The organism is Brevundimonas subvibrioides ATCC 15264, from assembly GCF_000144605.1.
Classification (GTDB): domain Bacteria; phylum Pseudomonadota; class Alphaproteobacteria; order Caulobacterales; family Caulobacteraceae; genus Brevundimonas; species Brevundimonas subvibrioides.
Window position 1 is genome coordinate 2,702,521 of the sequence record NC_014375.1, and the last position, 26,274, is coordinate 2,728,794.

Annotated in this window: 25 protein-coding genes; 19 read left to right on the plus strand and 6 right to left on the minus strand. The window is 69.3% G+C overall.

The annotated features are described in order from the left end of the window. Positions 1-67 precede the first annotated feature (67 nt). From BRESU_RS13400 to BRESU_RS13410, 3 genes are all read left to right on the plus strand, one after another. Positions 68-1,147 (plus strand): site-specific DNA-methyltransferase, encoded by a 1,080-nt coding sequence (locus tag BRESU_RS13400; protein ID WP_013270101.1) that lies wholly within the window; start codon positions 68-70, stop codon positions 1,145-1,147. Positions 1,148-1,325: 178 nt separating this feature from the next. Next, on the plus strand, positions 1,326-2,432 hold the full coding sequence (locus tag BRESU_RS13405; protein WP_013270102.1) for a glycosyltransferase family 4 protein: 1,107 nt from the start codon (positions 1,326-1,328) through the stop codon (positions 2,430-2,432). Between the two features lie 78 nt (positions 2,433-2,510). Further along, positions 2,511-4,658, plus strand: coding sequence for an amylo-alpha-1,6-glucosidase (locus tag BRESU_RS13410; protein WP_013270103.1), 2,148 nt, complete (start codon positions 2,511-2,513; stop codon positions 4,656-4,658). A 149-nt stretch (positions 4,659-4,807) separates the two neighbouring features. Here BRESU_RS13410 and mutY read toward each other — a convergent pair whose 3' ends face one another. Next, positions 4,808-5,854, minus strand: a complete 1,047-nt coding sequence (gene mutY, locus BRESU_RS13415; RefSeq protein ID WP_013270104.1) for an A/G-specific adenine glycosylase — start codon at positions 5,852-5,854, stop codon at positions 4,808-4,810. A 21-nt stretch (positions 5,855-5,875) separates the two neighbouring features. Here mutY and BRESU_RS13420 point away from each other — a divergent pair, with 21 nt between their 5' ends. The 6 genes from BRESU_RS13420 to BRESU_RS13445 all read left to right on the plus strand — a co-directional run bounded on the left by BRESU_RS13420 (position 5,876) and on the right by BRESU_RS13445 (position 12,838). After that, positions 5,876-6,433 (plus strand): DUF721 domain-containing protein, encoded by a 558-nt coding sequence (locus BRESU_RS13420; RefSeq protein ID WP_013270105.1) that lies wholly within the window; start codon positions 5,876-5,878, stop codon positions 6,431-6,433. A 665-nt stretch (positions 6,434-7,098) separates the two neighbouring features. Continuing rightward, positions 7,099-7,740 (plus strand): DsbA family protein, encoded by a 642-nt coding sequence (locus tag BRESU_RS13425; protein WP_013270106.1) that lies wholly within the window; start codon positions 7,099-7,101, stop codon positions 7,738-7,740. A 13-nt stretch (positions 7,741-7,753) separates the two neighbouring features. Beyond that, positions 7,754-8,356, plus strand: coding sequence for a DsbA family protein (locus BRESU_RS13430; RefSeq protein WP_013270107.1), 603 nt, complete (start codon positions 7,754-7,756; stop codon positions 8,354-8,356). 4 nt (positions 8,357-8,360) lie between these two features. Beyond that, positions 8,361-8,978 carry a thioredoxin domain-containing protein gene (locus BRESU_RS13435; RefSeq protein ID WP_013270108.1) on the plus strand — a complete coding sequence of 206 codons (618 nt, stop codon included), beginning with the start codon at positions 8,361-8,363 and terminating at the stop codon, positions 8,976-8,978. A gap of 9 nt (positions 8,979-8,987) precedes the next feature. Next, positions 8,988-12,425, plus strand: a complete 3,438-nt coding sequence (gene smc / locus BRESU_RS13440; protein WP_013270109.1) for a chromosome segregation protein SMC — start codon at positions 8,988-8,990, stop codon at positions 12,423-12,425. Further along, complete coding sequence (locus tag BRESU_RS13445) at positions 12,422-12,838, plus strand: hypothetical protein (protein ID WP_013270110.1); 417 nt, start codon at positions 12,422-12,424, stop codon at positions 12,836-12,838. Before smc ends, BRESU_RS13445 begins: the two co-directional genes overlap by 4 nt. Before the next feature lie 307 nt (positions 12,839-13,145). Here BRESU_RS13445 and tgt read toward each other — a convergent pair whose 3' ends face one another. Next, positions 13,146-14,258, minus strand: a complete 1,113-nt coding sequence (tgt, locus tag BRESU_RS13450) for a tRNA guanosine(34) transglycosylase Tgt (protein WP_013270111.1) — start codon at positions 14,256-14,258, stop codon at positions 13,146-13,148. A 187-nt stretch (positions 14,259-14,445) separates the two neighbouring features. On the opposite strand from tgt, the gene BRESU_RS13455 reads away from it, so the two are divergent. The 5 genes from BRESU_RS13455 to BRESU_RS13475 all read left to right on the plus strand — a co-directional run bounded on the left by BRESU_RS13455 (position 14,446) and on the right by BRESU_RS13475 (position 17,106). Next, on the plus strand, positions 14,446-14,841 hold the full coding sequence (locus tag BRESU_RS13455) for an AtpZ/AtpI family protein (protein ID WP_013270112.1): 396 nt from the start codon (positions 14,446-14,448) through the stop codon (positions 14,839-14,841). Positions 14,842-14,849: 8 nt separating this feature from the next. Beyond that, on the plus strand, positions 14,850-15,635 hold the full coding sequence (locus BRESU_RS13460) for a F0F1 ATP synthase subunit A (protein WP_013270113.1): 786 nt from the start codon (positions 14,850-14,852) through the stop codon (positions 15,633-15,635). Positions 15,636-15,689: 54 nt separating this feature from the next. Continuing rightward, a complete protein-coding gene (locus tag BRESU_RS13465; protein ID WP_013270114.1) occupies positions 15,690-15,914 on the plus strand; it encodes a F0F1 ATP synthase subunit C in 225 nt (74 codons plus the stop codon). An 81-nt stretch (positions 15,915-15,995) separates the two neighbouring features. Further along, entirely contained in the window at positions 15,996-16,589 is a 594-nt protein-coding gene (locus BRESU_RS13470) for a F0F1 ATP synthase subunit B family protein (RefSeq protein ID WP_013270115.1), read from the plus strand. Position 16,590: 1 nt separating this feature from the next. Further along, the gene (locus tag BRESU_RS13475) at positions 16,591-17,106 is read left to right on the plus strand and encodes a F0F1 ATP synthase subunit B (protein ID WP_013270116.1); all 516 of its coding nucleotides are present in this window, start codon (positions 16,591-16,593) and stop codon (positions 17,104-17,106) included. Between the two features lie 468 nt (positions 17,107-17,574). Here BRESU_RS13475 and BRESU_RS17205 read toward each other — a convergent pair whose 3' ends face one another. Continuing rightward, the gene (locus BRESU_RS17205; RefSeq protein WP_083777560.1) at positions 17,575-18,009 is read right to left on the minus strand and encodes a hypothetical protein; all 435 of its coding nucleotides are present in this window, start codon (positions 18,007-18,009) and stop codon (positions 17,575-17,577) included. A 117-nt stretch (positions 18,010-18,126) separates the two neighbouring features. On the opposite strand from BRESU_RS17205, the gene BRESU_RS13485 reads away from it, so the two are divergent. From BRESU_RS13485 to BRESU_RS13495, 3 genes are all read left to right on the plus strand, one after another. Beyond that, complete coding sequence (locus BRESU_RS13485; RefSeq protein WP_013270117.1) at positions 18,127-18,642, plus strand: riboflavin biosynthesis intermediates N-glycosidase; 516 nt, start codon at positions 18,127-18,129, stop codon at positions 18,640-18,642. 139 nt (positions 18,643-18,781) lie between these two features. Further along, on the plus strand, positions 18,782-19,210 hold the full coding sequence (locus BRESU_RS13490) for a hypothetical protein (RefSeq protein ID WP_013270118.1): 429 nt from the start codon (positions 18,782-18,784) through the stop codon (positions 19,208-19,210). Positions 19,211-19,378: 168 nt separating this feature from the next. After that, a complete protein-coding gene (locus BRESU_RS13495; RefSeq protein WP_013270119.1) occupies positions 19,379-19,978 on the plus strand; it encodes a hypothetical protein in 600 nt (199 codons plus the stop codon). 232 nt (positions 19,979-20,210) lie between these two features. Here BRESU_RS13495 and BRESU_RS13500 read toward each other — a convergent pair whose 3' ends face one another. Next, a complete protein-coding gene (locus tag BRESU_RS13500) occupies positions 20,211-21,146 on the minus strand; it encodes an SDR family oxidoreductase (protein WP_013270120.1) in 936 nt (311 codons plus the stop codon). A gap of 68 nt (positions 21,147-21,214) precedes the next feature. Between BRESU_RS13500 and BRESU_RS13505 the strand changes: the two genes are divergently transcribed. Both BRESU_RS13505 and BRESU_RS13510 read left to right on the plus strand, forming a co-directional pair. After that, on the plus strand, positions 21,215-21,820 hold the full coding sequence (locus BRESU_RS13505) for a TetR/AcrR family transcriptional regulator (RefSeq protein WP_013270121.1): 606 nt from the start codon (positions 21,215-21,217) through the stop codon (positions 21,818-21,820). Between the two features lie 86 nt (positions 21,821-21,906). Beyond that, entirely contained in the window at positions 21,907-23,310 is a 1,404-nt protein-coding gene (locus tag BRESU_RS13510; RefSeq protein WP_013270122.1) for an amidohydrolase family protein, read from the plus strand. Positions 23,311-23,319: 9 nt separating this feature from the next. On the opposite strand, the gene gcvPB is transcribed toward BRESU_RS13510, so the two are convergent. Together gcvPB and gcvPA are read right to left on the minus strand one after the other, a co-directional pair. Then, positions 23,320-24,897, minus strand: coding sequence for an aminomethyl-transferring glycine dehydrogenase subunit GcvPB (gene gcvPB, locus BRESU_RS13515; RefSeq protein ID WP_013270123.1), 1,578 nt, complete (start codon positions 24,895-24,897; stop codon positions 23,320-23,322). Between the two features lie 2 nt (positions 24,898-24,899). Next, positions 24,900-26,246 (minus strand): aminomethyl-transferring glycine dehydrogenase subunit GcvPA, encoded by a 1,347-nt coding sequence (gene gcvPA / locus BRESU_RS13520; RefSeq protein WP_013270124.1) that lies wholly within the window; start codon positions 26,244-26,246, stop codon positions 24,900-24,902. Positions 26,247-26,274: the final 28 nt, after the last annotated feature.

Consider the following 26,274-nt stretch of genomic DNA (forward strand, 5'->3'; position numbering starts at 1 on the left):
GTGGAGGAATCAACTCCGCCTTAACCGTAAGGATTCACTGTTCACGCTCCACTGCCGAGGCGCGTCCGTGACCGATTTGAAGACCGACATCATCCACCGGGGCGACTGCCTCGAGATCCTGCGCGGCCTGCCGGACAGGTCGGTCGACATGGTCTTCGCCGATCCGCCCTATAACCTCCAGCTGGGTGGCGACCTGCTGCGTCCGGATAATTCCAAGGTCGACGCGGTCGATGACGACTGGGACAAGTTCGACAGCTTCGCCGCCTATGACGCCTTCTGCCGCGACTGGCTGAAGGAATGCCGCCGGGTGCTCAAGGACGAGGGCTCCCTGTGGGTCATCGGCAGCTATCACAACATCTTCCGCCTGGGCACGGCGATCCAGGACATCGGCTACTGGGTCCTGAACGACATCGTCTGGCGCAAGACCAACCCGATGCCGAACTTCAAGGGCACCCGCTTCACCAACGCGCACGAGACCCTGATCTGGGCCGCCAAGTCGCGCGAGCAGAAGCGCTACACCTTCAACTACGACGCCCTGAAGGCCTTCAACGAAGACACCCAGATGCGCTCGGACTGGACCTTCGCCCTGTGCACCGGCGAGGAGCGGATCAAGGGCGAGGACGGCAAGAAGGCGCATCCGACCCAGAAGCCCGAAGCCCTGCTCCATCGCGTGATCCTGGCCGCCACCCGCCCCGGCGACGTGATCCTCGATCCCTTCTTCGGCACCGGCACCACGGGGGCCGCGGCCAAGCGGCTGGGTCGCCACTACATCGGCATCGAGCGCGATCCCGAATACGCCAATGTCGCCGAGAAGCGGATCAAGGCCGTCCTGCCCGCCAGGCCCGAGGACCTGATCGTCACGGGCTCCAAGCGGGCGGAAGTCAAGGTGCCGTTCGGGGCGCTGGTCGAGGCCGGCCTGCTGTCGCCCGGCGACGTCCTGTACTGCCCCAAGGGCGAGCGCGAAGCCCGGGTCCGGGCGGACGGATCGCTGGTGTCCGGGGCCATGAGCGGCTCGATCCATAAGCTCGGGGCCCTGTTCGAGAACGCGCCCGCCTGCAACGGCTGGACCTACTGGCGCTTCCGCACCGACACCGGCCTTCGCTCGATCGACGCCCTCCGGGCCGAGGTCCGGGCCGGAATGCAGTGAACGGACGAACTAAGCGCTTCATTTGATTGACTTCGTCGGCCCAATGTCGGTTTGCGGACATTGGATCGGCGCTAAGCCACCGCAATCATTATTGAAATTCCGCGTTCCGGCGGGAACTTCGCAGTTGCGATAACATTGATGTCTTCGGCCCGGCTCAGCGGGCTGGAGCTCACACGCCATGAAGATCGCGCAGGTCACCCCGCTTTACGAGGCTGTCCCTCCGAAGCTGTACGGCGGCACCGAGCGCGTCGTCGCCCATCTGACCGATGCCCTGGTCGATCTGGGCCATGACGTGACCCTTTTCGCCTCGGCCGATGCGCGCACCAAGGCGCGGCTGGTGCCGGTCCGCGACCAGGCGATCCGGCTCGATCCGGCCCCGTTCAAGTCCGACCTCGCGGCCCATATGTCGATGCTGTCGGAGGTGCTGCGCCGCGCCGACGACTTCGATGTGATCCATTTCCACACCGACATGATCCACTTTCCCTTCTTCGAGCGGATGGCCGGCAAGACCATCACGACCCTTCACGGGCGTCTCGACATGAAGGACCTGACAGAGGTCTACGAGCGCTGGCCCCAGTTCGGCCTGATCTCGATCTCGGACGATCAGCGTCGCCCCCTGGCTTTCGCCAACTGGAAGGCCACCGTCCACCACGGCATGCCCGCCGAGCAGTACATCTACTCGCCCAAATCTCAGGGCTATCTCGCATTCCTCGGCCGCATCTCGCCCGAGAAGCGCCCGGACCGCGCCATCGAGATCGCCACCAAGCTGGGCAAGCGCCTGAAGATGGCCGCCAAGGTCGATGCCGCCGACCGGGTCTATTTCGAGACGAAGATCAAACCCCTGATCGACGGCAATCCGCTGATCGAGTTCATCGGCGAGATTGGCGACCATCAGAAGTCCGAATTCCTGGGCGGTGCCGAAGCCCTGCTGTTCCCGATCGACTGGCCCGAGCCCTTCGGCCTGGTGATGATCGAGGCCATGGCCTGCGGCACCCCGGTCGTGGCCTTCAAGTGCGGATCGACCACCGAGGTGATCGAGGACGGGGCGACCGGCTTCCTCGTCGACACCATGGAACAGGCCGTTGCCGCCGCCGACCGGGTCGGCCTGCTGGACCGCGAGGCGATCCGCGCCCGGTTCGAGCTGCGGTTCTCGGCCACGGCCATGGCGCGCCGCTACCTCGACGTCTACGGCGACATGCTGGCCAGGCGCCCCTATGCCGAGCCCGTGCTGGACGACGTCGTCGTTCCCCTGCACGAAAAGCGCAGCTTCGCTTCCCTCGCCTGAACCAAACCGCTTCGGGGCCATTTTCCCTTCGCATTCGCCCGCTAGACGGCGCTCGCGAACGGTGGGAAGCGAGGCTCCATGGACGACGGCTATTCGGTTCAGACGACGGCGGCCGAGAGCGCCGAGGTCGGCGGTCTGGACAATCTTCAGGCGCTGAAGGATGCCGACACCTTTCTGGTGGCCGACAGCTGGGGCGATCTGAAGGGCGGGGCCGACGGGCTTTTCGATCACGACACCCGCATTCTGTCCCGTTTCGTCATGACGGTCGGACTGGCGCGGCCGTCGAAGCTGAGTTCCGGCGTTTCGCGCGACAACGTCTTCTTCACCGCCCACACGACCAATCGTCCGCTGCCGCCCATGGGCGGTCGTTCGGCCCCGGCGGGCGTGCTGCACATCGAGCGCCGCCGGTTCGTCTGGGACCGCCGGATGTTCGAGCGCATCCGAATGTCCAACCACGGCATCGAGGACGTCCTGCTGCCGCTGGCCTTCGATTTCGGAGCCGACTTCGCCGACATCTTCCAGGTGCGTGGCACCCTGCGGGAGAAGCGCGGCACGGGCCATGCGCCCACCAACGACGGTCGCCGGGTGACCTTCCGCTACACCGGTCTGGACGCGGTCGAGCGCACCAGCTGCCTGGCCTTCTCCGAACCGCCCGCCCGCCTGACCACCAACCGCGCCGAGTTCATGTTCAGCCTGCCGATGGGCAAGTCGCTGGACCTGTTCATCGAATGCGGCGCGGAGGTCTGTGCGACGCCCGACGTGCGGCGCTGGCGCGAGAACGCCGTGGCCGCCCGCCTCGCCATGCGTCGTCGCCGGCGCCGGGGGGCCTCGCTGCGAGGGCCCCGCAGTCCCCGGTTCAACGCCTGGCTGGACCAGTCCCGCGCCGACATCGCGCTGCTGACCACCGACCTGCCGACCGGCCCCTATCCCTATGCCGGCACGCCCTGGTTCTCGACGCCCTTCGGACGGGACGGGATCATCAGCGCCTGGCAGATGCTGTGGCTGGATCCCTCCCTGGCCAAGGGCGTCCTGACCTATCTGGCCAGGCGTCAGGCGACCGAGATCTCAGCCTTCCAGGATGCCCAGCCCGGCAAGATCATGCACGAGACGCGCGGCGGCGAGATGAGCGCCCTGCACGAGGTGCCGTTCGGCCTCTACTACGGCGGGGTCGACACCACCTGCCTGTTCGTCGCCCTGGCCGGGGCCTATGCGCGGCGCACCGGTGATCTCGACCTGATCCGGGAGCTCTGGCCCAACCTCGTCGCCGCAACCGAATGGATGCGGGACTATGGCGACTCCAACGGCGACGGCCTGATCGACTACCAGCGCGCCGCCGAGACCGGTCTGTCCAACCAGGGCTGGAAGGACTCCGAGGACTCCATCTTCCACGCCGACGGGCGCTTCCCCAAGGGGCCGATCGCCCTGCTGGAGGTCCAGGGCTATGCCTATGCCGCCTGGAACGCGATGGCCGAGCTGGGCGAGCGGCTGACCGACGGTCGGGCCAAGGCCTGGCACCTCCATGCCGAAGAGGTCCGCCAACTGGTCGAGGAACGGTTCTGGATGGAGGACCAGCAGTTCTACGCCATCGCCCTGGACGGCGACGGCAACCCCTGCGAGGCCATCGGGTCCAACGCCGGCCACCTGCTGTTCACCGGCCTGCCGACGGCCCGGCGCGCCGAGGCGGTGTCGCGGCGTCTCCTCGGGGCCGAGTTCCGCTCCGGCTGGGGTATCCGGACCCTGGCGCGCGGCCAGGCACGCTTCAATCCGATGAGCTATCACAACGGCTCGGTCTGGCCCCACGACACCTCTCTGGGGGTCGCGGGCATGGCGCACTACGGCGAACGCGACGCCGTCGCCATGATCCTGGGCGAGATCTACGCGGCCGCCAGCCACTTCAACATGCGGCTGCCCGAACTGTTCTGCGGCTTTGAACGGCATGCGGGCGAAGGCCCGATCGCCTATCCGGTCGCCTGTTTGCCCCAGGCCTGGGCGGCGGGGTCGGTGTTCCTGATGCTGCAGGCCGCGCTGGGGATCACGATCGACGCCTTCACCCGGACCATCACCGTCAACGCCCCCACCCTGCCCGACGGCATCGAGCGCCTGACCGTCAGCCGCCTGCAGGTCGGCGAAGCCAGCGTCGACCTCGCGTTCCAGCGCCTCGGCGACCAGGTCGTGGTCATGCCGAGGAACCGGGTGGGTGACCTCAGGATCGTGACGACGCGCTAAAATCCTCCCCCGCCCCTTCGCGGGGGAGGGGGACCGCGGAGGCCGCTTGGCCGACGGGGTGGAGGGGGCGACCCCGGACACGGTGCATACTTCCGCCCCCTCCACCACGACGCAAGCGCGTCGCGGTCCCCCTCCCCCGTTTCGCTGCGCTACTCGGGGGAGGATTCAAGTCCGCGAACAAGCGCCTTTGCGAACACGGTCGGCAGGGCGTTCAGGGCCTCAGCCTCGGGCGTCCAGAGGAAGTCGCCGCCGCTGCCCTGCGCGACCCGGACCCCGAGCGTCAGCGAGAAGTGGGTGAAGACGTGCTCGATCGCACCCGCGTCGGCCCAGTCGGCCCCGGCCGGGGGCGTGGCATCCGGCACCTCTTCCGCCCAGTCGCTGGTCGGCAGCCCGACCATGCCCCCCAGCAGGCCCTTGTCCGGACGTCGGACCAGCGCCACACGTCCCTGACCGTCGCGCAGCACCCAGGCGATGCCCTGCCGGTGCGGTCGCGCGGCCTTCGCCGCCTTGACCGGATAGCGGTCCGGCTGGCCCTCGGCGCGGGCGGCGCAGAAGCCGCTGATCGGACACATCAGGCACAGGGGCGACTTCGGGCGACAGACGGTCGAGCCCAGATCCATCAGGGCCTGGGCCCAGTCGCCGGGCCGGTCGTCGGCCACCAGCGTCGCCGCCAGCCGCTTCAGCTCCGGCCGGGCGGCGGGCAGCGGGGTCTGGACCGCGAACAGGCGCGAGACGACCCGCTCGACATTGCCGTCGACGACATTGGCGGGACGGTCGAAGGCGATCGCGGCGACGGCGGCCGCCGTATAGGCCCCGACCCCCGGCAGGGCCAGCAGCGCGGCCTCCGTATCGGGGAACACGCCACCGTGGTCATTGGCCACGGCCCGGGCGCAGGCCAGCAGGTTCCGGGCCCGGGCGTAGTAGCCGAGGCCCGCCCAGGCGGCCATCAGGTCGCTATCCTCCACCGCCGCGAGGTTCACCACCGTCGGCCACCGCGCGGTGAACCGCTCGAAATAGGGCGTGGCGTGGGGCACGGTGGTCTGCTGCAGCATCACCTCCGACAGCCAGACCCGGTAGGGGTCGGTGCGCGCGGTCGATCCCGGCGGGGCCCGCCACGGCAGGCTGCGGGCATGGCTGTCGTACCAGTCCAGCAGGGCAGTGCGCAGTTCGGGGGCGTGTGAGGCGACGGCGGTCATCGATCGCGCTATACTGACATCGTGAAGCGCGATCTGCCCACCGAAAGCGAGACCCGCGAGATCCTGTCGCGGCGACGGACCCGGCCCATGCCGCGTCCCGCACCTCCGGCCGGGCGTTCGCTGGCTCCCTTCATCAAGGAACTGGACGAGAAGTTCGGACGCGGGGCCGGCGCGCTGGAGCCCCGCTGGCGCGAGATCGTCGGCGACCAGCTGGCCCGCGTCACCCGGCCGCAGAAGCTGACGAGGGGTCGGACCGGCTCGGGCGGCACGCTGGAGCTGCGCGTCGCCGGCCCCGCCGCGCTTCTGGTCCAGCACCAGTCCGCCGACATCCTCGCCCGGGTGAACCTGTTCCTGGGCGCGGGTGCCGTGGACAAGCTGCGGATCGCCCAGGGTCCCGTGAAGCCCCTGACCACCCCCGCCGCCTCCACCAAGGGCGCGCGCCGCCGCATCGCCCCCCTGGACGCCGCCGCCGAGGCCGAGCTGGCCCGCTCGGTCGAGGCCGCGCCCGACGCCCTGAAGGCCGCCCTGGCGGGACTGGGACGGGCCGTTCTGTCGGATGAGGCGAAGCGGCGGCGATAGGGTGGGTGGATGCCCGCTTCTGTTGGCGGAGGAGATGTCCGCTTTCGGCCCATAGCGGACGTTGCAGCGTATGGCCTGTCGCCTTAACGTCGAGCCCATGGATATGGCGCGAATATGAACTCAAGCGGCTTACTCTGGGATGATGGAGCCCTAATATCCTTCTACATCTACGCCTTCGGGTTCGGATGGGCCGCAACGCTCGCTGGATTGATGGCGTCCGCCCTAGCCGGGACTAGGCAGAGACGCCTCCTTCCCGCGCTGGGATGCGCCGCCTCCGGCAGCCTGCCCTTTGTCTACCTCTGTCTGCTGAGTTTTTTGAAATCGCATGGGCCACACGCCTCAAGTTCGGACATTTCGATTATTGCCATCTCAATCGGGATGGTCACTGCAATCGCCGTGTGCCCTGTTGCTGGCTTCGTTTTGCTTCGACGAAGTGCCAGCCGCCCAGAATGGAATGACCGTTAGCCACCCATAGCCGACCTTCACACCGTCCGGTCCTGGCTGCCCACCCCACCCTCGCCCCGCCTTGCCCCTTCGCCTTCGGTCAGATTCCGACGGCTGGCTCTTGACCTTTTTCCGCCGCACCTGTTCTCGACAACCATGGTCGTCGCGCATCCGCGGGGAATCGCGCGATCATCCGAACAGAGTTCTTGAGGGAAGACGCCATGCGCGCCGATCGTTCGTCCAAATATGCCTCCATGAGCCGCCGCGCCGCCGCGACGGGCGCGGCCCTGGCGGCCATGATGGCGATGGCGGGGTGCTCGGGTGCAAGCAGCGGCGGCGCCGCCGAGGGCGACATGGCGCAAGGGGCCGCCGAGGGGGCCAAGGTCACGGTCATCGAATACGCCTCGGTCACCTGCAGCCACTGCGCCACTTGGCAGAACGAGGTCTATCCCGAGTTCAAGGCCAAATACGTCGACACCAACAAGGTCCGCTACGTCTTCCGCGAGTTCCCGACCCCGCCGGTGCCGATCGCGGCCGCCGGCTTCCTGGTCGCGCGCTGCGCGGGGGCCGACAAATATTTCCCCGTCATCCATGAGATCATGGCCAGCCAGGCCGAGCTGTTCTCAGGCCCGCCGCGTCCGGTGCTGCTGCGCATCGCCAACGGCGCGGGCCTGAGCGAGGAACAGTTCCAGACCTGCGTGACCGACCAGGCCGGGATCGAGGCGATGGACGCACGGATCAAGGCCGGCATCGCGGCGGGCGTCGAGGGCACGCCGACCTTCTTCGTCAACGGCGAAAAGGTCGCCGACACCTCGCTGGCGGGCCTGTCGTCGAAGATTGACGCCGCCCTGGCCGCGGGCTGAGCCGATGACGATCATGATCTCGCGTCGCCCCCTGCTGCTCGGCGGAGCCGCCCTGGTCCTGGCCGGATGCTCGGGCGGCGCCAAGGGCGCGGCCGAGGGCGACATGGCGCTGGGCGCCCCCGAGGGCGCCAAGGTCACCGTGGTCGAGTACGCCTCGGTCACCTGTCACGTCTGCGCGGCCTGGCAGGAAGAGGTCTGGCCGGGCTTCAAGGCGAAATACGTCGACACCAACAAGGTCCGCTACGTCTTCCGCGAGATCCCGACGCCGCCGGTGGAGGTCGCCACGGCGGGTTTCCTGCTGGCGCGCTGCGCGGGCGAGGACAAATATTTCGACGTCGTCCACGAGATGCTGGCCAGCGTGAAGTCGTGGGACGCCGGCGTGCCCCCTCGCCAGACCCTGCTGCAGATCGCCAACGGCGTGGGCATCGACCAGCAGCAGCTGCAGCAGTGCATCACCGACGAGGACGCCATCAAGGCGCTCGAGGCGCGCATCACCGCGGCGAACGCCAGGGGCGTGACCGGCACGCCCGCCTTCTTCGTCAACGACGTGGCTGTGACCGACCGGACGCTGGACGGTCTGTCGGCCGCGATCGACGCCGCCCTGGCCAAGGCCTGATCCGATGCTGAAGAGCCTGTTCCTGACCGTCGCCCTGACGATGGCCCCGATGGCGGCCGTCGCCCAGACCCCCGGCGCGCTTCCGGCCGTCACGGCCAGCGACCGCATCCTGGGTCAGGCCAATGCGCCCGTGACCGTGATCGAATATGCCTCGCTGGTCTGTTCGCACTGCGGGGACTGGCACCGGACCGTCTATCCCGAGTTCAAGCGCCAGTTCATCGACACGGGCCGGGTCCGGATGGTGTTCCGCGACCTGCCGACCGCCCCGGCCCCCGTGGCCGCGCGGGCCGCCGGTATCGCCCGCTGCGCCGCGCCCAACCGGTTCTATGAGGTCATCGGCACCTTCTTCCGCGGCCAGGAAGCCCTGTTCGCGGGCGGACCCGTCGCGCCGTGGTTCGCCTCCGGCGTGGCCGCCAGCGGACGCACCCAGGCCGAGATCGACGCCTGTCTGGCCGACCCCGCCACCCTGGAGGGGTTGAGGGCGTCCATCGCCGGGGCCACGGCCGCCGGCGTGGAGGGCACCCCGACCTTCTTCGTCAACGGACGTCGCGTCACCGACATCTCGCTGGCCGGCCTGACCGCCGCCATCACGCCCTCGCCGACCCCCGCGCGGCGACGCTAGAGGGTTCAGGTGCAGTTCCAGCGCCTCCGGCTCGTCGGCTTCAAGTCCTTCGTCGATCCGGCAGAGGTGCAGATCGAGCCCGGCCTGACGGGGGTGGTCGGACCGAACGGCTGCGGCAAGTCCAATGTGCTGGAGTCCATGCGCTGGGTCATGGGGGCCAACTCGGCCAAGGCCATGCGCGGCACGGGCATGGACGACGTGATCTTCGCCGGGGCCTCCAACCGGCCGCCCCGCAACCACGCCGAAGTCTCGCTGACGATCGACAACGCCCAGCGCAAGGCCCCGCAGCCCTTCACCGACAGCGCGATCATCGAGGTGTCGCGCCGCATCGACCGCGGCCAGGGCTCGACCTACCGGATCAACGGCAAGGAGGTGCGGGCGCGCGACGTCCAGCTGCTGTTCGCCGACGCCTCGACCGGCGCGAACTCCCCCGCCCTGGTGCGTCAGGGGCAGATCTCGGAGTTGATCGCCGCCAAGCCGCAGAACCGACGCCGCATCCTCGAGGAAGCCGGCGGGGTCGCGGGCCTGCACACGCGACGTCACGAAGCCGAGCTGAGGCTCAAGGCGGCCGAGACCAATCTGGAGCGGCTGGACGACATCGGGCGCGAACTGGAAACCGCCCTGACGCGGCTGAAGCGCGAGGCCCGGCAGGCGGAGAAGTACAAGAAGATCTCGGCCGAGATCCGGGCCCTGCAGGCGGCGCTTCTGTTCGTACGCTGGAACGACGCGCGGCTGGCGGCGGAAGGCGCGGCGGCTGAACTGGCCGAGGCGGACCGCGCCGTGGCCGAGGCGACCGGCGCGGCGGCCCGCGCCCAGACGGCCGCCCTGTCGGCGCAGGAGGGTCTGAAACCCGCGCGGGAAGAGGACGCCGTGGCCGCCGCCCTGCTGCACCGGGCGTCGCTGGAGCGCGACCGGCTGGACATGGCCGAGCAGCAGGCCCGGGCCGAGGTCGACCGTCTGACCGCCGAACGCCAGCGCATCGCCAACGACACCGAACGCGAGATCGCCATGGCGGGCGATGCGGAGGCCGAACTGGCGCGGCTGGGGGCCGAGCTTGCGGTGCTGACGGCCGAGGTCGCGGCGGCCCCGGAACGCGGGCCGGAGCTGGAGCGGGCCCTGGTCGCGGCCGAGGACGCGCGTCGGGCGGCCGACGGCGAGGTGGAACGCATCGCCGGCACCCTCGCCGCCGTCGAGGCTCGCGCCAATGCCGAGACGGCCCGCAAGCGCGACGCCGAGGCCCGGGTCGCGCGGGCCCGGACCGCGCTCGACGCCGCCCGCCGCGAGCGCGAGGCCCTGGGGCCACTCGAGACCCCCGAACTGGCCGGGGCCCGCTCGGCCCTGGACGCCGCCACGACGGCGCTGGCCGAGGCCCGGGCGGCGGTGGAGGCGGCGGAGACGACACGCGGCGATCGGGCGCGTGCCGAACAGGAGGCCCGCACGGCGGCCCGCGCGGCCGAGGACCGGCTGGGTCGCCTTCAGACCGAGGCCCGGGGGCTGGCGTCCCTGCTGGTCTCGACCCGCCGCGATCACCCCCCCGCGCTGGACAAGGTTTCGGCCACGAAGGGCTATGAGGCCGCGCTCGCGGCAGCGCTGGGCGACGATCTGGATGCCGCGCTGGATCCGAAGGCGGCGGCGCACTGGGGCGGGGCCGAGGCGACCGCCCCTGTCTGGCCAGCCGGCATCGAGCCGCTGTCCGGCAAGGTGGAGGCCCCCGAGGCCCTCGCGGCCCGGCTGGCCTTCTGCGGCATCGCCGACAAGGGCGAGGCCGCGCGTCTGGCCAGGACCCTGCCGCCCGGCGCGCGACTGGTGACGCGAGAGGGCGACCTGTTCCGCTGGGACGGCTTCGTCAGCCGCGCCGAGGCCCCCCGCCCCGCCGCCATCCGTCTGGCCCAGCGCTCGCGCCTGTCCGAGCTCGAGGCCGACATCGACGCCGGCAAACCGGCCCTCGCGGACGCCCAGGCCGCCCTCAAGGCCGCCACGGAGGCGTTCCGGGCATCCGAGGAGGCGGTGAAGACCGCGCGCCTGCAACCCTTCGCGGCCGACAAGGCCGTCACCGCCGCCCGTGACCGCGTCGAGGCCCTGGGGCGCGATCAGGCCCGGCGCGAGGCGCGGGCCCAGGCGCTGGACGAGACCCTGACCCGCCAGACCACCCAGGTCGAGGCCGCCGAGGCCGCCCTGGCCGAGGCCGCGTCGGTCGAGGCCCCGTCCGGCACGCTGCAGGCGCTGAAGGACGAACTGGCCGCGGCCCGCACGGCGGCCGATACGGCCCGCTCGGCCTCGGCGGCGGCGCGGGCGGATCGGGATGCCGAGGCCCGCGAGCGCGTCGGGCGCGAGCAGCGGCTGGTGTCCCTGACGCGGGAACGCGACGGCTGGGCGACGCGGGCGAAGGACAGCACGGCGCGGATCGCGGCGCTCGAAACCGACGCCACCCGCGTCGCCGCCCTGTTGCTGCAGGCCGAACGCGCCCCGGAGGCCCTGGCGGCCCAGCGGTCCCAACTGATGGACGCCCTGACGGCCGCCGAGACCCGGCGCAAGGCCGCCGCCGACGCCCTGTCGATCGCGGAAGGGCTGGCCACCGAGGCCGACCGCGCCGGCCGGGCCGCCGAGACCGCCGCCTCCGCCGCCCGCGAGGCCCGCGCCGGCCTCGCTGCCCGGTCCGAGGCCGCCGCCGAACGGCTGCTCGATGCCGAAAACAACGTCCGCGAGACGGCCCAGATGTCGCCGGACGAGCTGGGCCGCAAGCTGACCGACGACGCCATCGCCCGCCCGCCCGACGCCGCCGGGGCCGAGAGCCTGCTCTACGGGCTGGAGCGCGAACGCGAGCAGCTGGGGGCCGTCAATCTGCGCGCCGAGGACGAGGCGGAGGAATACGGCGAACGCCTCAACACCATGCGGATCGAACGCTCGGACCTGACCGGAGCCATCGCCCGGCTGCGCGACGGCATCGACGAGCTGAACGCCGAGGGCCGCGAGCGGCTGACCGCGGCCTTCGACATCATCAACGACAACTTCAAGAGCCTGTTCGAGGCCCTGTTCGGCGGCGGTCAGGCCGAGCTGAAGCTGGTCGAGTCCGACGATCCTCTGGAGGCCGGCCTCGAGATCTTCGCCTGCCCGCCCGGCAAGCGACTGTCGGTCATGAGCCTGATGAGCGGCGGGGAGCAGGCCCTGACGGCGGCGGCGCTCATCTTCGCCGTCTTCCTGGCCAACCCCGCCCCCGTCTGCGTGCTCGACGAGGTCGACGCGCCGCTGGACGACGCCAACGTCGACCGCTTCTGCCGGATGCTGAACGAGATGCGCAACCGCACCGACACCCGCTTCATCGTCATCACCCATAACCCGGTGACCATGAGCCGGATGGACCGCCTGTACGGGGTCACCATGCCCGAGCGGGGCGTGTCGCAGCTGGTCAGCGTGGACCTCAAGCAGGCCGAGACCCTGGTCGCATGATGCAGGCGGACGCGCCCGTCGAGGCCCACGCCCTGGTCCTGACCGGCGTGGGCCGGTTCGTGGTCTTCGCCGATGCGGCGACGATCGCCCGCGCGCCGGACGGCGTGCGCATGCGGTCGCTGCAGGTGGTCGAGGAGGATTTCACGGTCGGGACGACCCGCTACTGGGGCGGCTGGTCGTGGTGGCGGTTCGACTGCGAGGCGGGCATGGCCGACCGTCTGGACTTCGCCTCGGTCGCGGCCGGCGGGCGCGAGGGCCCGGCGACCCCCGATACGGCTCCGGCCTATCCCGCGGCCCCCGGCGGAGACGCCGCCGAGCTGCTGGCCGTGGCCTGCGGCACCGTGACCCCGGAGATCGCCGCGACGACGGTCGGGGATGCGGTCCGCCTCGCCCGGGCCGCGATGGCCGACTGATCGCTGGACCGTTCGTCGTGGGTGGACGCGCGGTGCGGGTCCGGGGGTGGGTTGGTTCATCACAAAGGGCACAACGAAGTCACAAAGGACACAACGGGTCCGGTGAGGTTGCCCGAGCCGGGCCTGTCTTCGGGCTGGATCGATGCGGCGTACGCCGCGATCATAGCTCTTCCCGAATGACGTCGCCCTCAACACGGCTCCGCTCCCGTCGTGACCTTCGTGGCTCCCTTTGTGTCCTTTGTGATGAACCCTCTTGCGACCATGCCTGACCGCAAGAGCGTGCGCCCCCGGTTCGACCCAGATGGCCCTAGTTCGACACGTGCCGGGCGTGGAAGTCCTTGCGCCACGCCTCGAACCGTCCGTGGGCGATCGCCTCGCGCATGGCCGCCGTCACGGCCTGGTAGAAGGCGATATTGTGCCAGCTCAGCAGGGTCTTGCCGAGAATCTCGTCGGCCCGGATCAGGTGGTGCAGATAGGCTTTCGACGTCTGCGACGACGCCGGGCAGTCGATGGTGGGGTCCAGCGGCGTGCGGTCCTCGGCGAAGCGGGCGTTCTTCAGGTTGATCGGCCCGTCCCAGGTCCAGGCCTGCCCGTGGCGACCCGCCCGCGTCGGAAGGACGCAGTCGAACATGTCGACGCCGCGCCAGACCGCCTCGACCAGATCCACCGGCTTGCCCACCCCCATCAGATAGCGCGGCCGGTCGGCGGGCAGCATGTCGGGCGCATAGTCCAGCACCTCGCACATCGCCTGATGCCCCTCGCCCACCGCCAGGCCGCCGATGGCATAGCCGTCGAAGCCGATGTCGATCAGCCGCTCGGAGGATTCACGCCGGAGGTTTTCGAACGTCGACCCCTGCTGGATGCCGAACAGCCCCTGGGTCTCGCGCGTGCCGAACGCGGCCTTGGACCGCGCGGCCCAGCGGGCGCTGAGCTCCATCGCCGCCCGGGCGCGAGGTTCCTCGGCGGGCCAGGCGACGCATTCGTCCAGCTGCATGGAGATGTCGGCCCCGATCCGGTCGGCCTGGATCTCGATCGACCGCTCCGGCGACAGGATGTGCTTGGATCCGTCGATGTGGCTGGAGAAAGTCACCGCCTCCTCCTTCACCTTCGAGATGCCGGCCAGGGACATGACCTGGAACCCGCCCGAATCGGTCAGGATCGGCTTGTCCCACCCCATGAAGGCGTGCAGCCCGCCCAGCCGCTCCATCCGCTCGGGCCCCGGGCGCAGCATCAGGTGATAGGTATTGCCCAGGATGATGTCGGCCCCGGTCGCCTTGACCTGGTCCACGCTCATCGCCTTGACCGTCGCGGCCGTGCCCACGGGCATGAAGGCGGGGGTGCGGATGTCGCCGCGCGGCGTCGTCAGGACGCCGGTGCGGGCGCGTCCCTCGGTCGCGGTCAGGGTAAAGGGGAAAGGCACGGGAGCGGCTCCGGGAAAGGCAGGGCCTATAGGCCGGGGGCGCGGGCGTGGAAAGCGCGCTCGGCCTGGATCAACAACATCGTCGCAAATTCAATGACTTGGCATCGACGCCCCTCACCTTGACCTTCCGCCCCCCCGCCTATAGGTTCCGCGCCGAATTCAGACCCCAGTCGGGGCCCGCAAATCCATGCGTGGCCGGGCCGGGGTCAAACCCATAAAGTCCATGTCCCAGCCTACGGAATCGCGCGAAGAGGGGATCAAACGCCTCACCGAAAGCGCTTCCGCCCTGGAAGCGCGCAGTGCCGCGGCGGTTTCGCATGAAGCCGCGGGCCAGGCGGCGGCCGGTCAGGCGTGGCGGATCATCGCCGACCTGTTCGGCGGCGTGTTCGTGGGTTTTGCCCTCGGGTTCGTGGGCTATCGGTTCCTGGGTCTCGGGGCCTGGGGTTTGATCGGCGGCGTCCTGCTGGGCTTCGCCGTTTCGGTTTGGATGGCCTGGCGGACGGCTCAGCGCCTGATGGCCGAGGCGAAAGCAAGCGGAGTGGAGCCGAAGTCGGTCCCCTTCGACGACGATGAGGAAGACTAAGAGCGCCGATGGCTGATCCGCTTCACCAGTTCCAGATCGTACCCCTGGTCGACTTCGGCCAGGTGACCCTGCCCGTGTTCGGCGTGCAGCAGCTGGCCTTCACCAATTCGCACCTGGCCATGACCCTGGCCTTCCTCGTGGTCGTCGCCTTCCTGCAGCTGGCCACCGCCGGTGCCACCATCGTGCCGGGACGGCGTCAGGCCGTGGGCGAGACCCTGTTCGGCATGATCGACGGCGTGACCTCCTCGATCATCGGCCACGAGGGCAAGAAGTTCTTCCCTTTCGTCTTCACCATCTTCACCCTGATCCTGGCCATGAACCTGCTCGGCATGTTCCTGACCTTCACCGCGACGTCGCAGCTGGCGGTCACCGCCACCTTCGCCCTGATCACCATCCTGATGGTCATCGGCATCGGCATCGTGCGGCACGGCCTGGGCTTCTTCCTGCTGTTCTGGCCGACCAGCGCGCCGCTGGCGATCCGCCCGGTGGTGGGACTGATCGAGTTCCTGTCCTTCCTGCTGCGGCCCATCACCTTGGCGCTGCGTCTGTTCGGCAACATGCTGGGCGGCCACATCGCCCTGAAGATCTTCGCCGGCTTCGTGGTGTCCATGGGCGCCGTCGCCCTGGCCGGCGGCATCGGCCTTCTGGGCCTCCCGGTCGCCGCCCTGTCGCTCGGCATGGTCGTCGCCCTGACCGCCCTCGAGTTTCTCGTGGCCTTCCTCCAGGCCTTCGTTTTCGCCGTTCTGACCAGCATCTATCTCAATGATGTGGTCAACCTGGGCCACGGCCACTGAGGCCTAGGCTCAGCCCTTTCCACCCACCCCCTCAAGACTGAATAGGACGTCATCATGGAAGCCGAATCCTTCAAGTATTTCGGTATCGGCCTCGCCACCCTCGGAATGCTCGGTTCCGCGATCGGCGTGGGCAATATCTTCGGCAACTTCCTGGCGGGCGCCCTGCGCAACCCGTCGGCCGCCGCCGGCCAGGTCGGTAACCTGTTCGTGGGCGCGGCCCTGGTCGAAGCCCTGGGCATCCTGGCCTTCGTGCTCGGCATCCTGGCCTGGCTGGGCTAAACCCCGCTACCGCCTGAGGCCTCGGCGGCGCATCCGGTCACCGGGTGCGCCGCTGTCCTTCGCACTCCCTTGCAGGTCGTCATGAACACCGTCTCCCCTCCGTCCGCCCAGGTCGAATCCCACTTGCCGCACGACGCTTCGGCGACGACGGAGCATGGCGTCGCGACCGCCGAGGCCGAACACGGCGGCGGCGGCTTGCCGCAATTCGAATCCCAGCACTGGGTCGGCCAGATCGGCTATCTGCTGATCCTGTTCGTCATCCTTTACATTCTGATCTCGAAGGTCTTCGCCCCGCGCATGCGCCGCGTGTTCGACGAGCGCGAGACCACGATCGCCACCGCCGTCTCGACCGCCCGTCAGGTCCAGGCCGAGGCCGCCGGCCAGGCCGAAGCCGCCAAGGCCGAGGTCGAGAAGGCCCGGGCCGACGCCCGCGCCGCCTCCGTCGCCGCCAAGGCGCGCGTGACCGAGGAAGCCAACCGCCGCGCCGCCGAGGAAGAAGCCGTCGTCAACGCCCGCATCGCCGAGGCCGAGACCGCCATCGGCAAGACCCGTGACGCCGCCATGACCAATGTCGCGGCCATCGCCGCCGACACCGCATCCGCCATCGTCGAACGCCTGACCGGAAAGGCCCCCACGGCCGCCGAGGCGACCGCCGCGGTCAAGGGAGCCGCCTGATATGCCCGCCTTCCTGACGAGCCATTTCTACAACCTCTCCGAGCCCGAGCTGTGGGTCGGCATCGGCCTGCTGATCTTCATCGGCATCGCCATCGCCGCCGGCGTGCCCAAGCTGGTCGCCGGGACGCTCGACGCCAGGGCTGCCAAGATCCAGTCCGAGCTCGACGAGGCCCAGCGCCTGCGCGCCGAGGCCGAGGCCCTGCTGGCCCAGATCCGCGCCGAGAAGGCCGCCGCCGACATCCAGGCGCGCGAGATGCTCGCCGCCGCCGAGGCCGACGCCCGCATCATGGAGGCCGAGGCCAAGGTCCGGCTCGAGGAAACCCTGGCCCGCCGCCAGGCCCTGGCCGAGCGCCGCATCGCCTCCGCCGAAGCCCAGGCCTCGGCCGAGGTCAAGGCCGCTGCCGCCGACGTCGCCGCCCAGGCCGCCGAGACCATCTTGGCCGCCCGTCTGCAGACCCAGAAGTCCGACCCCCTGCTCGACGCCGCCATCGGCCAGATCGGCACCCGCCTGAACTAGGCCCTTCGGCCCGTGGCGGTGCCGGTGCCGGCCCCGCCACGCCGTCCGGCTCGGGCCGGAAAGCGGACTCACTGAAGGTCCGCTATGGGTGGTTAGCGGACCGTGCCTCTCTCAACCTTGACGATATAGCTCCTCTCACCATCTCGGCGTTTGCCGAAGGTCGGGAGACGGAAATGTTCGGGTTGTTCTTCCATCCTAGGCGATCCGACGATGGCCGCCCCGTGGCGATGCGAGTGATGCCTGGTCAGCAAAGCGCGGCAACGACCGATGCGCCTTCGCCCATTGTTGTGGCTGGTCTATCCGCCCCGACAGTGGCGGGAACCTCAGCCGAGCCTCATCAAGGGTCGAGAGATGAAGCAGCGGACGGGACGGTCAGCGGGACTTCCCGCCACCTCTGAAAGCCCATCTGCCATGTCCGCAATGGGTCGAGAGCGGACGGAGACCTTTCGATCGAAATCGGACTCACACCTAGACCGCTTGCTGCAGACGCTCGATTTCATGTTCGTATTGCTGCCGTTCGAAATCGAATGGACCGAACGCGGAATAATCACGATTGGGACGATGGGGTTGGCGAAAACCTTCCCAGCGATAGCCCTGTTCCGTCGGGACTACCGAGGCCATAAGCGGCCAGCAACCCACCTCCCCGCAATCACAGGCAAGCAGGTAGATTTCGTCGGCTCGATCTCCTTCGACAGGATTGCGACTTTGGCCCCGGAAATAGCTATCCAGGGGTCCGTAGGAGAAGAACGCCGGTATGATCCCACCGTAGCCGCCAGCGGGGTCTGAGTAGCCGTTTGCGCGCTCGAAATCGGCCACAAGTGCGGAGAGCGCGATGCCATCTACCGCAGGAGTGATTGCGACCGCACCGTCCTTAGCTACAATATCAAACGACAGCCTGTTCATGCCGTGCCTCGCTGGTTCCAGCCACCTATTGTCCACGGTCTGAATGTCCGCAACGGGCCGGGAGCGGTCTTGGGCTTAAGGGTGGAAAGCGGACATCCCTTGGGGCATTCAGGACGCATGGCCGTGTCCACGATCATTACGGAAGCCGACCTGCCTCTGGCCGCCTCTTTTGAGGGTTTTCACCCCTTCATCAAGGGCGTGTTTAGCCAGTGGCATCCCACCCCGTTCGCAATCGACGGACTGAGCTTCCACACAGCTGAGCAATGGATGATGTTTGCAAAGGCCCGCCTTTTTGCAGACGACCAGCAAGCCGATTTGATCCTCGCTACACCTGACCCGGCAACGCAAAAGCGGCTAGGCCAACGTGTCCAGAACTTCGATCAAGCGACCTGGGACGCCTCAAAGATCAACATCGTCTACGCTGGAAATCGCGCCAAGTTCGAACAGAACGAGGGTGCCTATCGGCAACTCAAGTCGACCAGCGGGTTGATGCTCGTGGAAGCCAATCCCCGTGACTGGATTTGGGGAGCGGGGCTCGCGATTGATGATCCTTGCTTGAGCCAGCCGCAGGAATGGCGTGGGGTAAATCTGTTGGGCCGTATCCTCACAAAGGTCCGCAGCGACCTAAGCTGATAGGCCGCCAAGGTCCGCTTTGGGTCGGAAGCGGTCGAAAGCCTCTAGCCTGAAAGCGGACGCGCCGCCTGATCGCTAACGCGGTAGCAAGTATGACGGCTATCGGTTTTTCTGCTGAACAGGTGGACGGAGCAGCTCGATGGACACGGCGGGAACCATGGAGTTGGAGCCGGACTACCGACGCCTGAAGGCCGCGTGGGAGTTGGGGTATCGCAACCGCGAGGACGCGCTCCACCTTCTGTTTCTTGCCTGGATGCATTGGGCTGATCCACCCTTCGTCACCGGGATGACAGACGACCCCGACGCGGAAAATCTTTGGCTGGCAATCTTCAGCTACTTCGATGGCGAAGACTCTGCAGACGCCGAGTTCCTGCACGTTGCGGGCCTTATGGCCTGCATCTTCCCTTGGGGTCTCGGTGATGAAGTCGAATGGGCCTCACGTGCCACGCGGATGAAGGAGCGTTCACTGGACTTGAAGCCGGATGGTTTCTCGCCGGAGGACTTTCTGGGCCGCAGCGACTACGGCGACTACTTCGCGCATCAGGCCCGCGTCTCCGCTGCTCAATGAGGAGATGTCCGCAATGGGTCGAGAGCGCACATCGGGCTCCGGCCAGCCATAGGACCAGCGGGCCTTCCTGACGCAGGCGTCGGGCGATCCGCCGCCCTGTCGGCGTCGCCGCTGTCTCGCCCGCCCCTACGTCCGCTTCTGACGTAACGTCGTTCCAGGCTCCCGCGCATGAGCCAGCCCTACCGCAAACGGTCGCCCGAGACCTGGACCGCCGCCCGGGACGCTTATCTGGCGGGCTGCACCGCCGAGGAGGTCTGCGCCCGGTTCGACGTGGGGGAATCCGCCTTCCACAAGCGGGCGCGCGCGGAGGGTTGGCGGCGGGTCGATCAGGAGGATCCGGCGCCCGAAGACATCCCGGCGGACGAGGACCTGCCCGACATCGACGACGAGGCCCTCGCCGCCTTCGCCTTTCGCCGGATGAGCGTGGAGGCGCGGCGCGGCCGGCTGAACCGGGCCCTGGCCTGGGGCCGGCTGCGCGACATGGCGCTGCGCCAGATCGCCGACCGGGCCCGGCTGGAGGCGCGGATCGCCCACGCCGCCTCGCGCCAGTCCATCGACAAGCTCAGCGAGATCAACGCCACCGCCCGCGCCATCGTCCATTCGGCCCGCGTCGTCGGCGCCATCGGCGACCTGGACGCCGGTGCCTCGTCGCCGCGCAAAGTGCAGAAAGTACAGGAAGTGCACCCTGTTTCGCCGCAGGGTTCCAACCTGTCGCGGGCCGAACGCCGCCGCCAGGCGGCCCGGGCACGAAAGACCGGCCCGCCGTGATGCACCGAAGTCGGCGACAGTTTCATCACGGCGAACACAGCGTGACCACAGGGAACACGGCGGACCGACCTGCGACCTGGACGTGCCCCATGGCGCTCGCGGCGAAGCCGCCATGGGTCTCATTCCATGACGTTTCGGAACGGCGACCGCCGCGCCCTCGGTCCCGTTGTGTTCGCCGTGCCTCGCCGTGCTCGCTGTGATGAAACGAAGGAGGGCACTGGTCGGCGAAGGCCTATCCGAACCGAACGCCCAGCATCGCCTCGATCACGTCCCACAGCCGGGCCGCCGCCGCGGCATCGAGCGCCTGGGGTTCAGCCTTGGCCGGTCCGGGCGGGCCCTTGAGCTCGTTCATGCGCGTGGCCCCGATGTAGGCGCCGCCCGTCACGGTCGGCTCCGTGGCCGCCATCAGGATCGGCAGGGCTCCCGCCGCCGCGGAATGGCTGATCAGCGGCTCGATCAACGGCCGGAAGACCAGGTTCAGCCCCGCCCTGGCGATCGGCGACTTCACCAGAGGTCCGTTGGCGATCAGCCCGGTCCGGGCATAGCCGGGATGGGCCGCGACGCTGGTCAGGCCCCAGCCGTGGGCGGCGCTGCGCCGGTCCAGCTCCAGCCCGAACATCAGCATCGCCAGTTTCGACTGGCCGTAGACCGGCCAGGGCTTGTAGCCCCGCTCATGGTTCAGGTCGTCGAAGGCGATCCGGCCCTTCCGGTGCGCGATGCTGGACAGCTGCACCACGCGCGCCCTGCCCGCCTTCAGCAGCGGCAGCAGCCGCGCCGTCAGGGCGAAATGGCCCAGATAGTTGGTGGCCAGCTGCATCTCGAAGCCGTCGACCGTCACCTCCCGCGTCGGCAGCATCATGACGCCCGCGTTGTTGACCAGGATGTGGACCGGCCGCCCCTCGGCCAGGAGGCGATCGGCGAAGGCCGTCACCGAGGCGTGGCGGGCAAGATCCAGCGCCTCGAACCGGACGCTGGCCCCGGGCACGGCGCGGCGGATGCGACGCAGGGCGTCCTCGCCCCTGGTCGCGTTGCGCGCCGCGATGATCACCTCGGCCCCCTTGCGGGCCAGCTCCAGCGCCGTCTCGAACCCCGTCCCGCCGGTCGACCCGGTGACGATGGCCAGCCGACCGGTCTGGTCGGGAATGTTTGCAGTGGTCCAGTTCGACATCGGGTCTATCCTGCGGATCTGACGTGAGGGAGGAGCATCGGGTTGCAACATCTGCACTCGATGCAAATATGCAAGACGTGCAAGACAAGATTTCAGGGCTTCGAGAACGCAAACGCGCGGACACCCATGCCCGGGTGCATGCCGCGGCGATGGAGCTGTTCGGCCGCAAGGGCTTCGAGGCCACGACGCTGGACGACATCGCGTCTTCGGCCGGGGTCTCGCGCCGCAGCCTGTTCCACTATTTCGCGTCGAAGGAAGACATCGTCCTGTCGACCAAGGCGGGTCTGGGCGACCTGATCGAGGCCGCCGTGGCGCGCCGCCCGGCGGACGAACCCCTGCTGACCATGGCCGAGAACGCCCTGACCGACATGGCGGCCGACTTCCAGGGCCCCGGCCCCCGTGCGCTGGCCCGCCTGATCCATGACACCCCGGCCCTGCGCGCCGGGGATCAGGCCAAATACGAGGCGCTGGAGGGTCGCCTCGCCCTCGCCATGGCCACGCGCAAGGACCTGCCCGCGGACGACCTCCAGGCGCGCGTCGTCGCCACCACGGCGATCGGCGTCCTGCGCATGGCCACCGAGACCTGGCTGGCCTCGGACGACGACCGCGGGCCCGAGGTCCACGGCAAGGCGGCGTTCGCGGCCCTGAGGCAGGCGGCGACCCGCATCGACTGAGGGTGCGACGCCGGGTCATCTGCAGGTCCCCAGGCGGAGCCGCAATACTTCCAGCCGGCTTGTATCCTGGGCTGGAGGCCGTCGCGATGAGAACCGGGCGTTCGATGTGGCCGACGGCCGGCCCCCTGCTGGTCGCCCTCGCCCTCGTCGGCTGCGCCAGCGCGCCGCCCGGCCCCGTGGCGGATCTCGCGATCGACAACGTCAACGTCATCGATACCCGCACCGGCGCGGTGGCGGTGTCCCGGACCATCCTGATCGCCGGCGAGCGGATCGAGGCCGTGGTCCCGGCCGGGTCCCGGTCGCTCGCGACGCGGCGGGTCGACGGCAAGGGGGCCTGGGCCATCCCAGGCCTGTGGGACGCCCACCTCCACCTGCTGCAGGACGACGCCGGCTCTGCCCTGCGCACCGCGCCGACCCTGCCGGGCTACGGCATCACCCATGTGCGGGACATGGGATCGTCCGCCGCCGCGCTGCAAGCTTTCCGCGCCGCGGAACCGACCATCGAGGGCCCGGTCGTGCTGGCCAGCGGGCCGACGTTCTGGGCGATCGAGCTTCCCTATGGCGACAAAAGCCAGCAGCGCCTCGTCGCGCCGGATGCCGACATGGACGCACAGGTCGGGCAGGCCGCCGCGCTGGGGGCCGACTTCATCAAGGTCTATGCCGGCTTCGGCCCGGAACGGCTCGAGGCGCTGGCCAATGCCGCCCGACGCACCGGCTTGCCCCTCGCCGGCCACGCCCAGTCGGGTCTCGACCTTGACGCCCAGGCGCGGCTCGGCCTGTCGACCATCGAGCATCTGGAGACCTCGACCTTCGCCGGCTGCGGCGTGGACCCCGACGTCTATTTCGACCGGATCATCGCCGCGCGCTTCGGCGGGTCGGGCGAGACCATTCCCGACATCACGGCCGATTTCGCCGCTGACCTGGACCGCCCCGCCTGCGTCGCGATGTTCGAACGCGCCGCGGCCGCGGGCCTGGCGATCACGCCGACCCTGGAGGCCACCCTGCTGCCGCCCTCCCTCGTCCGCGGCCTCGCCGAGACGCTGCCGCCGGATCAACGGGAAAGCTGCGACGTGTATCTGAGGGGGTTTGGCGATCTGACCCCGACCAGCGAGACCCGGTACCTGGCGGCCGGGGCGGCGCTGCTGGGCATGATCCGCGAGGCGGGCGTGCCGCTCCTGGCCGGGACCGACGCGCCGGCCTTCTGCGGCACGCCGGGACCCTCGCTGGCCCGGGAACTGAGGCTGCTCGGCGAGGCGGGGCTGACCCCGCTGGAGGTCCTGCAGTCGGCCACGCTGAACCCGGCGCGCGCGCTTGGTTTCAGCGACAGTCTCGGGGCCGTCGCCCCGGGCAGGGAGGCGCATGTCCTGCTGCTCGGGGGCAATCCGCTGGATAGCCCGGCGGCCTACGCGCGGCCCGTAGGCCTGTTCACCCAGGGCCGATGGCGGGACGAAGGCGACCTGGATCGCCTTCGTCTGCCGTCGTCCGACTGATCCGCAGCCCTATTCGGCCGCCATATTGTGCCCCTCGGGGGCGGTCCAGCGCAGCTTGGGCGAGCGCGCGGCGCGGGTCTCGTCCAGACGACGAAGCGGCGCATGGAAGGGCGCGCCCTTGAACCGTTCGACCTCGCCGGCCTTGGCCGCCCCTGCCAGCAGGCGCAGGGCATTGATGAACCGGTCCAGCTCGGCCTTGGACTCCGTCTCGGTCGGCTCGATCAGCATCGCGCCGTGCACGACCAGCGGGAAATACATGGTCATGGGGTGGAAGCCCTCGTCGATCATCGCCTTGGCGAAGTCGAGCGTGGTGATGTCCGTGCCCTTCAGCCATTCGTCGTCGAACAGGGCCTCGTGCATGCAGGGACCGTCCGGGAAGGCGGCGCTCATGACGTCGGACAGCCGCGCCTTGATGTAGTTGGCGTTCAGCACCGCGTCCTCGGCGACCTGGCGCAGGCCGTCCGAACCGTGGCTCATCATGTAGCTGAGCGCGCGGACGAACATGCCCATCTGGCCGTTGAAGGCGCACATGCGACCGAAGGCCTGGGCCGCCTCGTCCTCCTCGCGCTCCAGGAGCTTGAAGCCGTCGCCGTCGGCGACGACCCAGGGAGCCGGGGCGAAGGGGGCCAGGGCGGCCGACAGCACGACCGGACCGGAGCCGGGTCCGCCCCCGCCATGCGGGGTGGAGAAGGTCTTGTGCAGGTTGATGTGCATGGCGTCGACGCCGAGGTCGCCCGGCCGCACCCGCCCGACGATGGCGTTGAAGTTGGCTCCGTCGCAGTAGAAGTAGGCGCCGGCCTCATGAGTCAGTCGCGCGATCTCGACGATGTCGCGCTCGAACAGGCCGCAGGTGTTGGGGTTGGTCACCATGATGGCCGCGACGTCCGGACCCAGCTTGGACGCCAGGTCGGCGACGTCGACGCGGCCGTCGTCCGTCTGCGCCACCTCGACCACCGAATAGCCGACGAAGGCGGCCGTGGCCGGGTTGGTCCCGTGGGCCGAGGTCGGCACCAGCACCTTGCGGCGTTGCTCATGCTGGCCCGAGGCCTCGTGCGCGGCGCGGATGGCCATCAGGCCGCACAGTTCGCCATGGGCCCCCGCCTTGGGCGACATGGCCACCGCCGGCATGCCGGTCAGGGTCTTCAGCCAGTGGGCCAGGGTGTCCATCAGCTCCAGCGCCCCCTGCACGGTCGAGACCGGCTGCAGCGGGTGGATGTCGGAGAAGCCCGGCAGGCGCGCCATCTTCTCGTTCAGGCGCGGATTGTGCTTCATCGTGCACGAGCCCAGCGGATACAGGGCCAGGTCGATGGCATGGTTCTTCTGCGACAGCCGCACATAGTGGCGCATCGCCTCGGGCTCGCTGAGCCCCGGCAGGCCGATGGGGTCGCGCCGCACGAGGCTGCCCAGATCGCCGCCGTCCGAGGACGGCTCCGGCAGGTCGATGCCGGTCTTCAGCCAGCCGTCCGTCTCGAAGATCAGCGCCTCGTCCTGCAGCAGGCCGCGCCCGCCGGTCAGGGTCGGGTGCTTGTAGTCGTGATCGACGACGGTGGGGGCGGTCGGGCGGCCGACGGTGTTCATCGTGCTCATCTTCAGGCTCCCAGGACTTTGGTCAGCGACTTGGCGAGGATCTGGATGTCGGCATCCAGCGTGGTCTCGGTGGCGGCGACCAGCAGGACGTCGTCCATGCCGACGCCGGGCGCCAGGCGGCTGTAGGGCACGCCGGCGAGGATCCGATGGTTGCCCAGGGCCTCGACCACCTCGGCGGCGGGCCTGGGCAGGCGGATGGCGAACTCGTTGAAGAAGCGCGGCGTCAGGATCTCGACACCGGGGACGGCGGCCAGGGCGTCACGTGTGGCCAGCGCCTTCTCGTGGTTCAGCAGGGCCAGCTTGCGCAGCCCCGTCTCGCCCAGCAGGCTCATGTGGATGCTGAACGCCAGGCAGCACAGGCCCGAGTTCGTGCAGATGTTCGACGTCGCCTTGTCGCGGCGGATATGCTGTTCGCGCGTCGACAGGGTCAGGACGAAGCCCCGCTCTCCGTCCGCGTCGACCGTCTCGCCGCACAGCCGGCCCGGCATCTGGCGGATCAGCGACTGCTTGCAGGCGAACAGCCCGACGTAGGGTCCGCCATAGTTCAGGGCGTTGCCGATCGACTGGCCCTCGGCGGCGACGATGTCGGCCCCCATCTCGCCCGGCGACTTCAGCAGCCCCATCGACACGGCCTCGGTCACCACGACGATCAGCAGCGCCCCGGCGGCCTTGGCGGCTTCCGCGATCTTCGTCACGTCGGTGGCGGTGCCGAACACGTTCGGGGTCTGGACGACGACGCAGGCCGTGTCCTTGTCGATCGCGTCGATCACGGCGGCTTCCGCATCGATCGCGGCCGGCAGGCTGACGGTCTCGACGCCCACGGCGTGGACCACCGTCTCCGACGCCCGGACGTAGTGGGGATGGACCCCGCCCGAGAACACCGCTTTGTTCCGGCGCGTGACGCGCGTCGCCATCAGCACGCCCTCGGCCGTCGCGGTCGAGCCGTCGTAGAGCGAGGCGTTGGCCACATCCATGCCCGTCAGGTTCGCGACCTGGGTCTGGAACTCGTACAGGTATTGCAGCGTCCCCTGCGCGATCTCCGGCTGGTACGGCGTGTAGCTGGTCAGGAACTCGGACCGCTGGATGATGTGGTCCACCGTCGCCGGCACATGGTGGCGATAGGCCCCGGCCCCGCAGAAGAACGGCACGTCCCCGGCCGCCGTGTTCTTGCCCGCGAGGTGCTTCAGCGCCCGCTCGACCTCCAGTTCGCCCATCACGCGCGGCAGGTCGACGAAACCGTCGCGCCTTGCAGGCTGCGGCACGTCGACGAACAGGTCGTCGATCGATTTGACGCCGATGGCGGCGAGCATCGCCGTGCGGTCGTCGGGAGTCAGGGGCAGGTAACGCATGGCGGGGAGTCCGAGCGTGAGAGGGAAA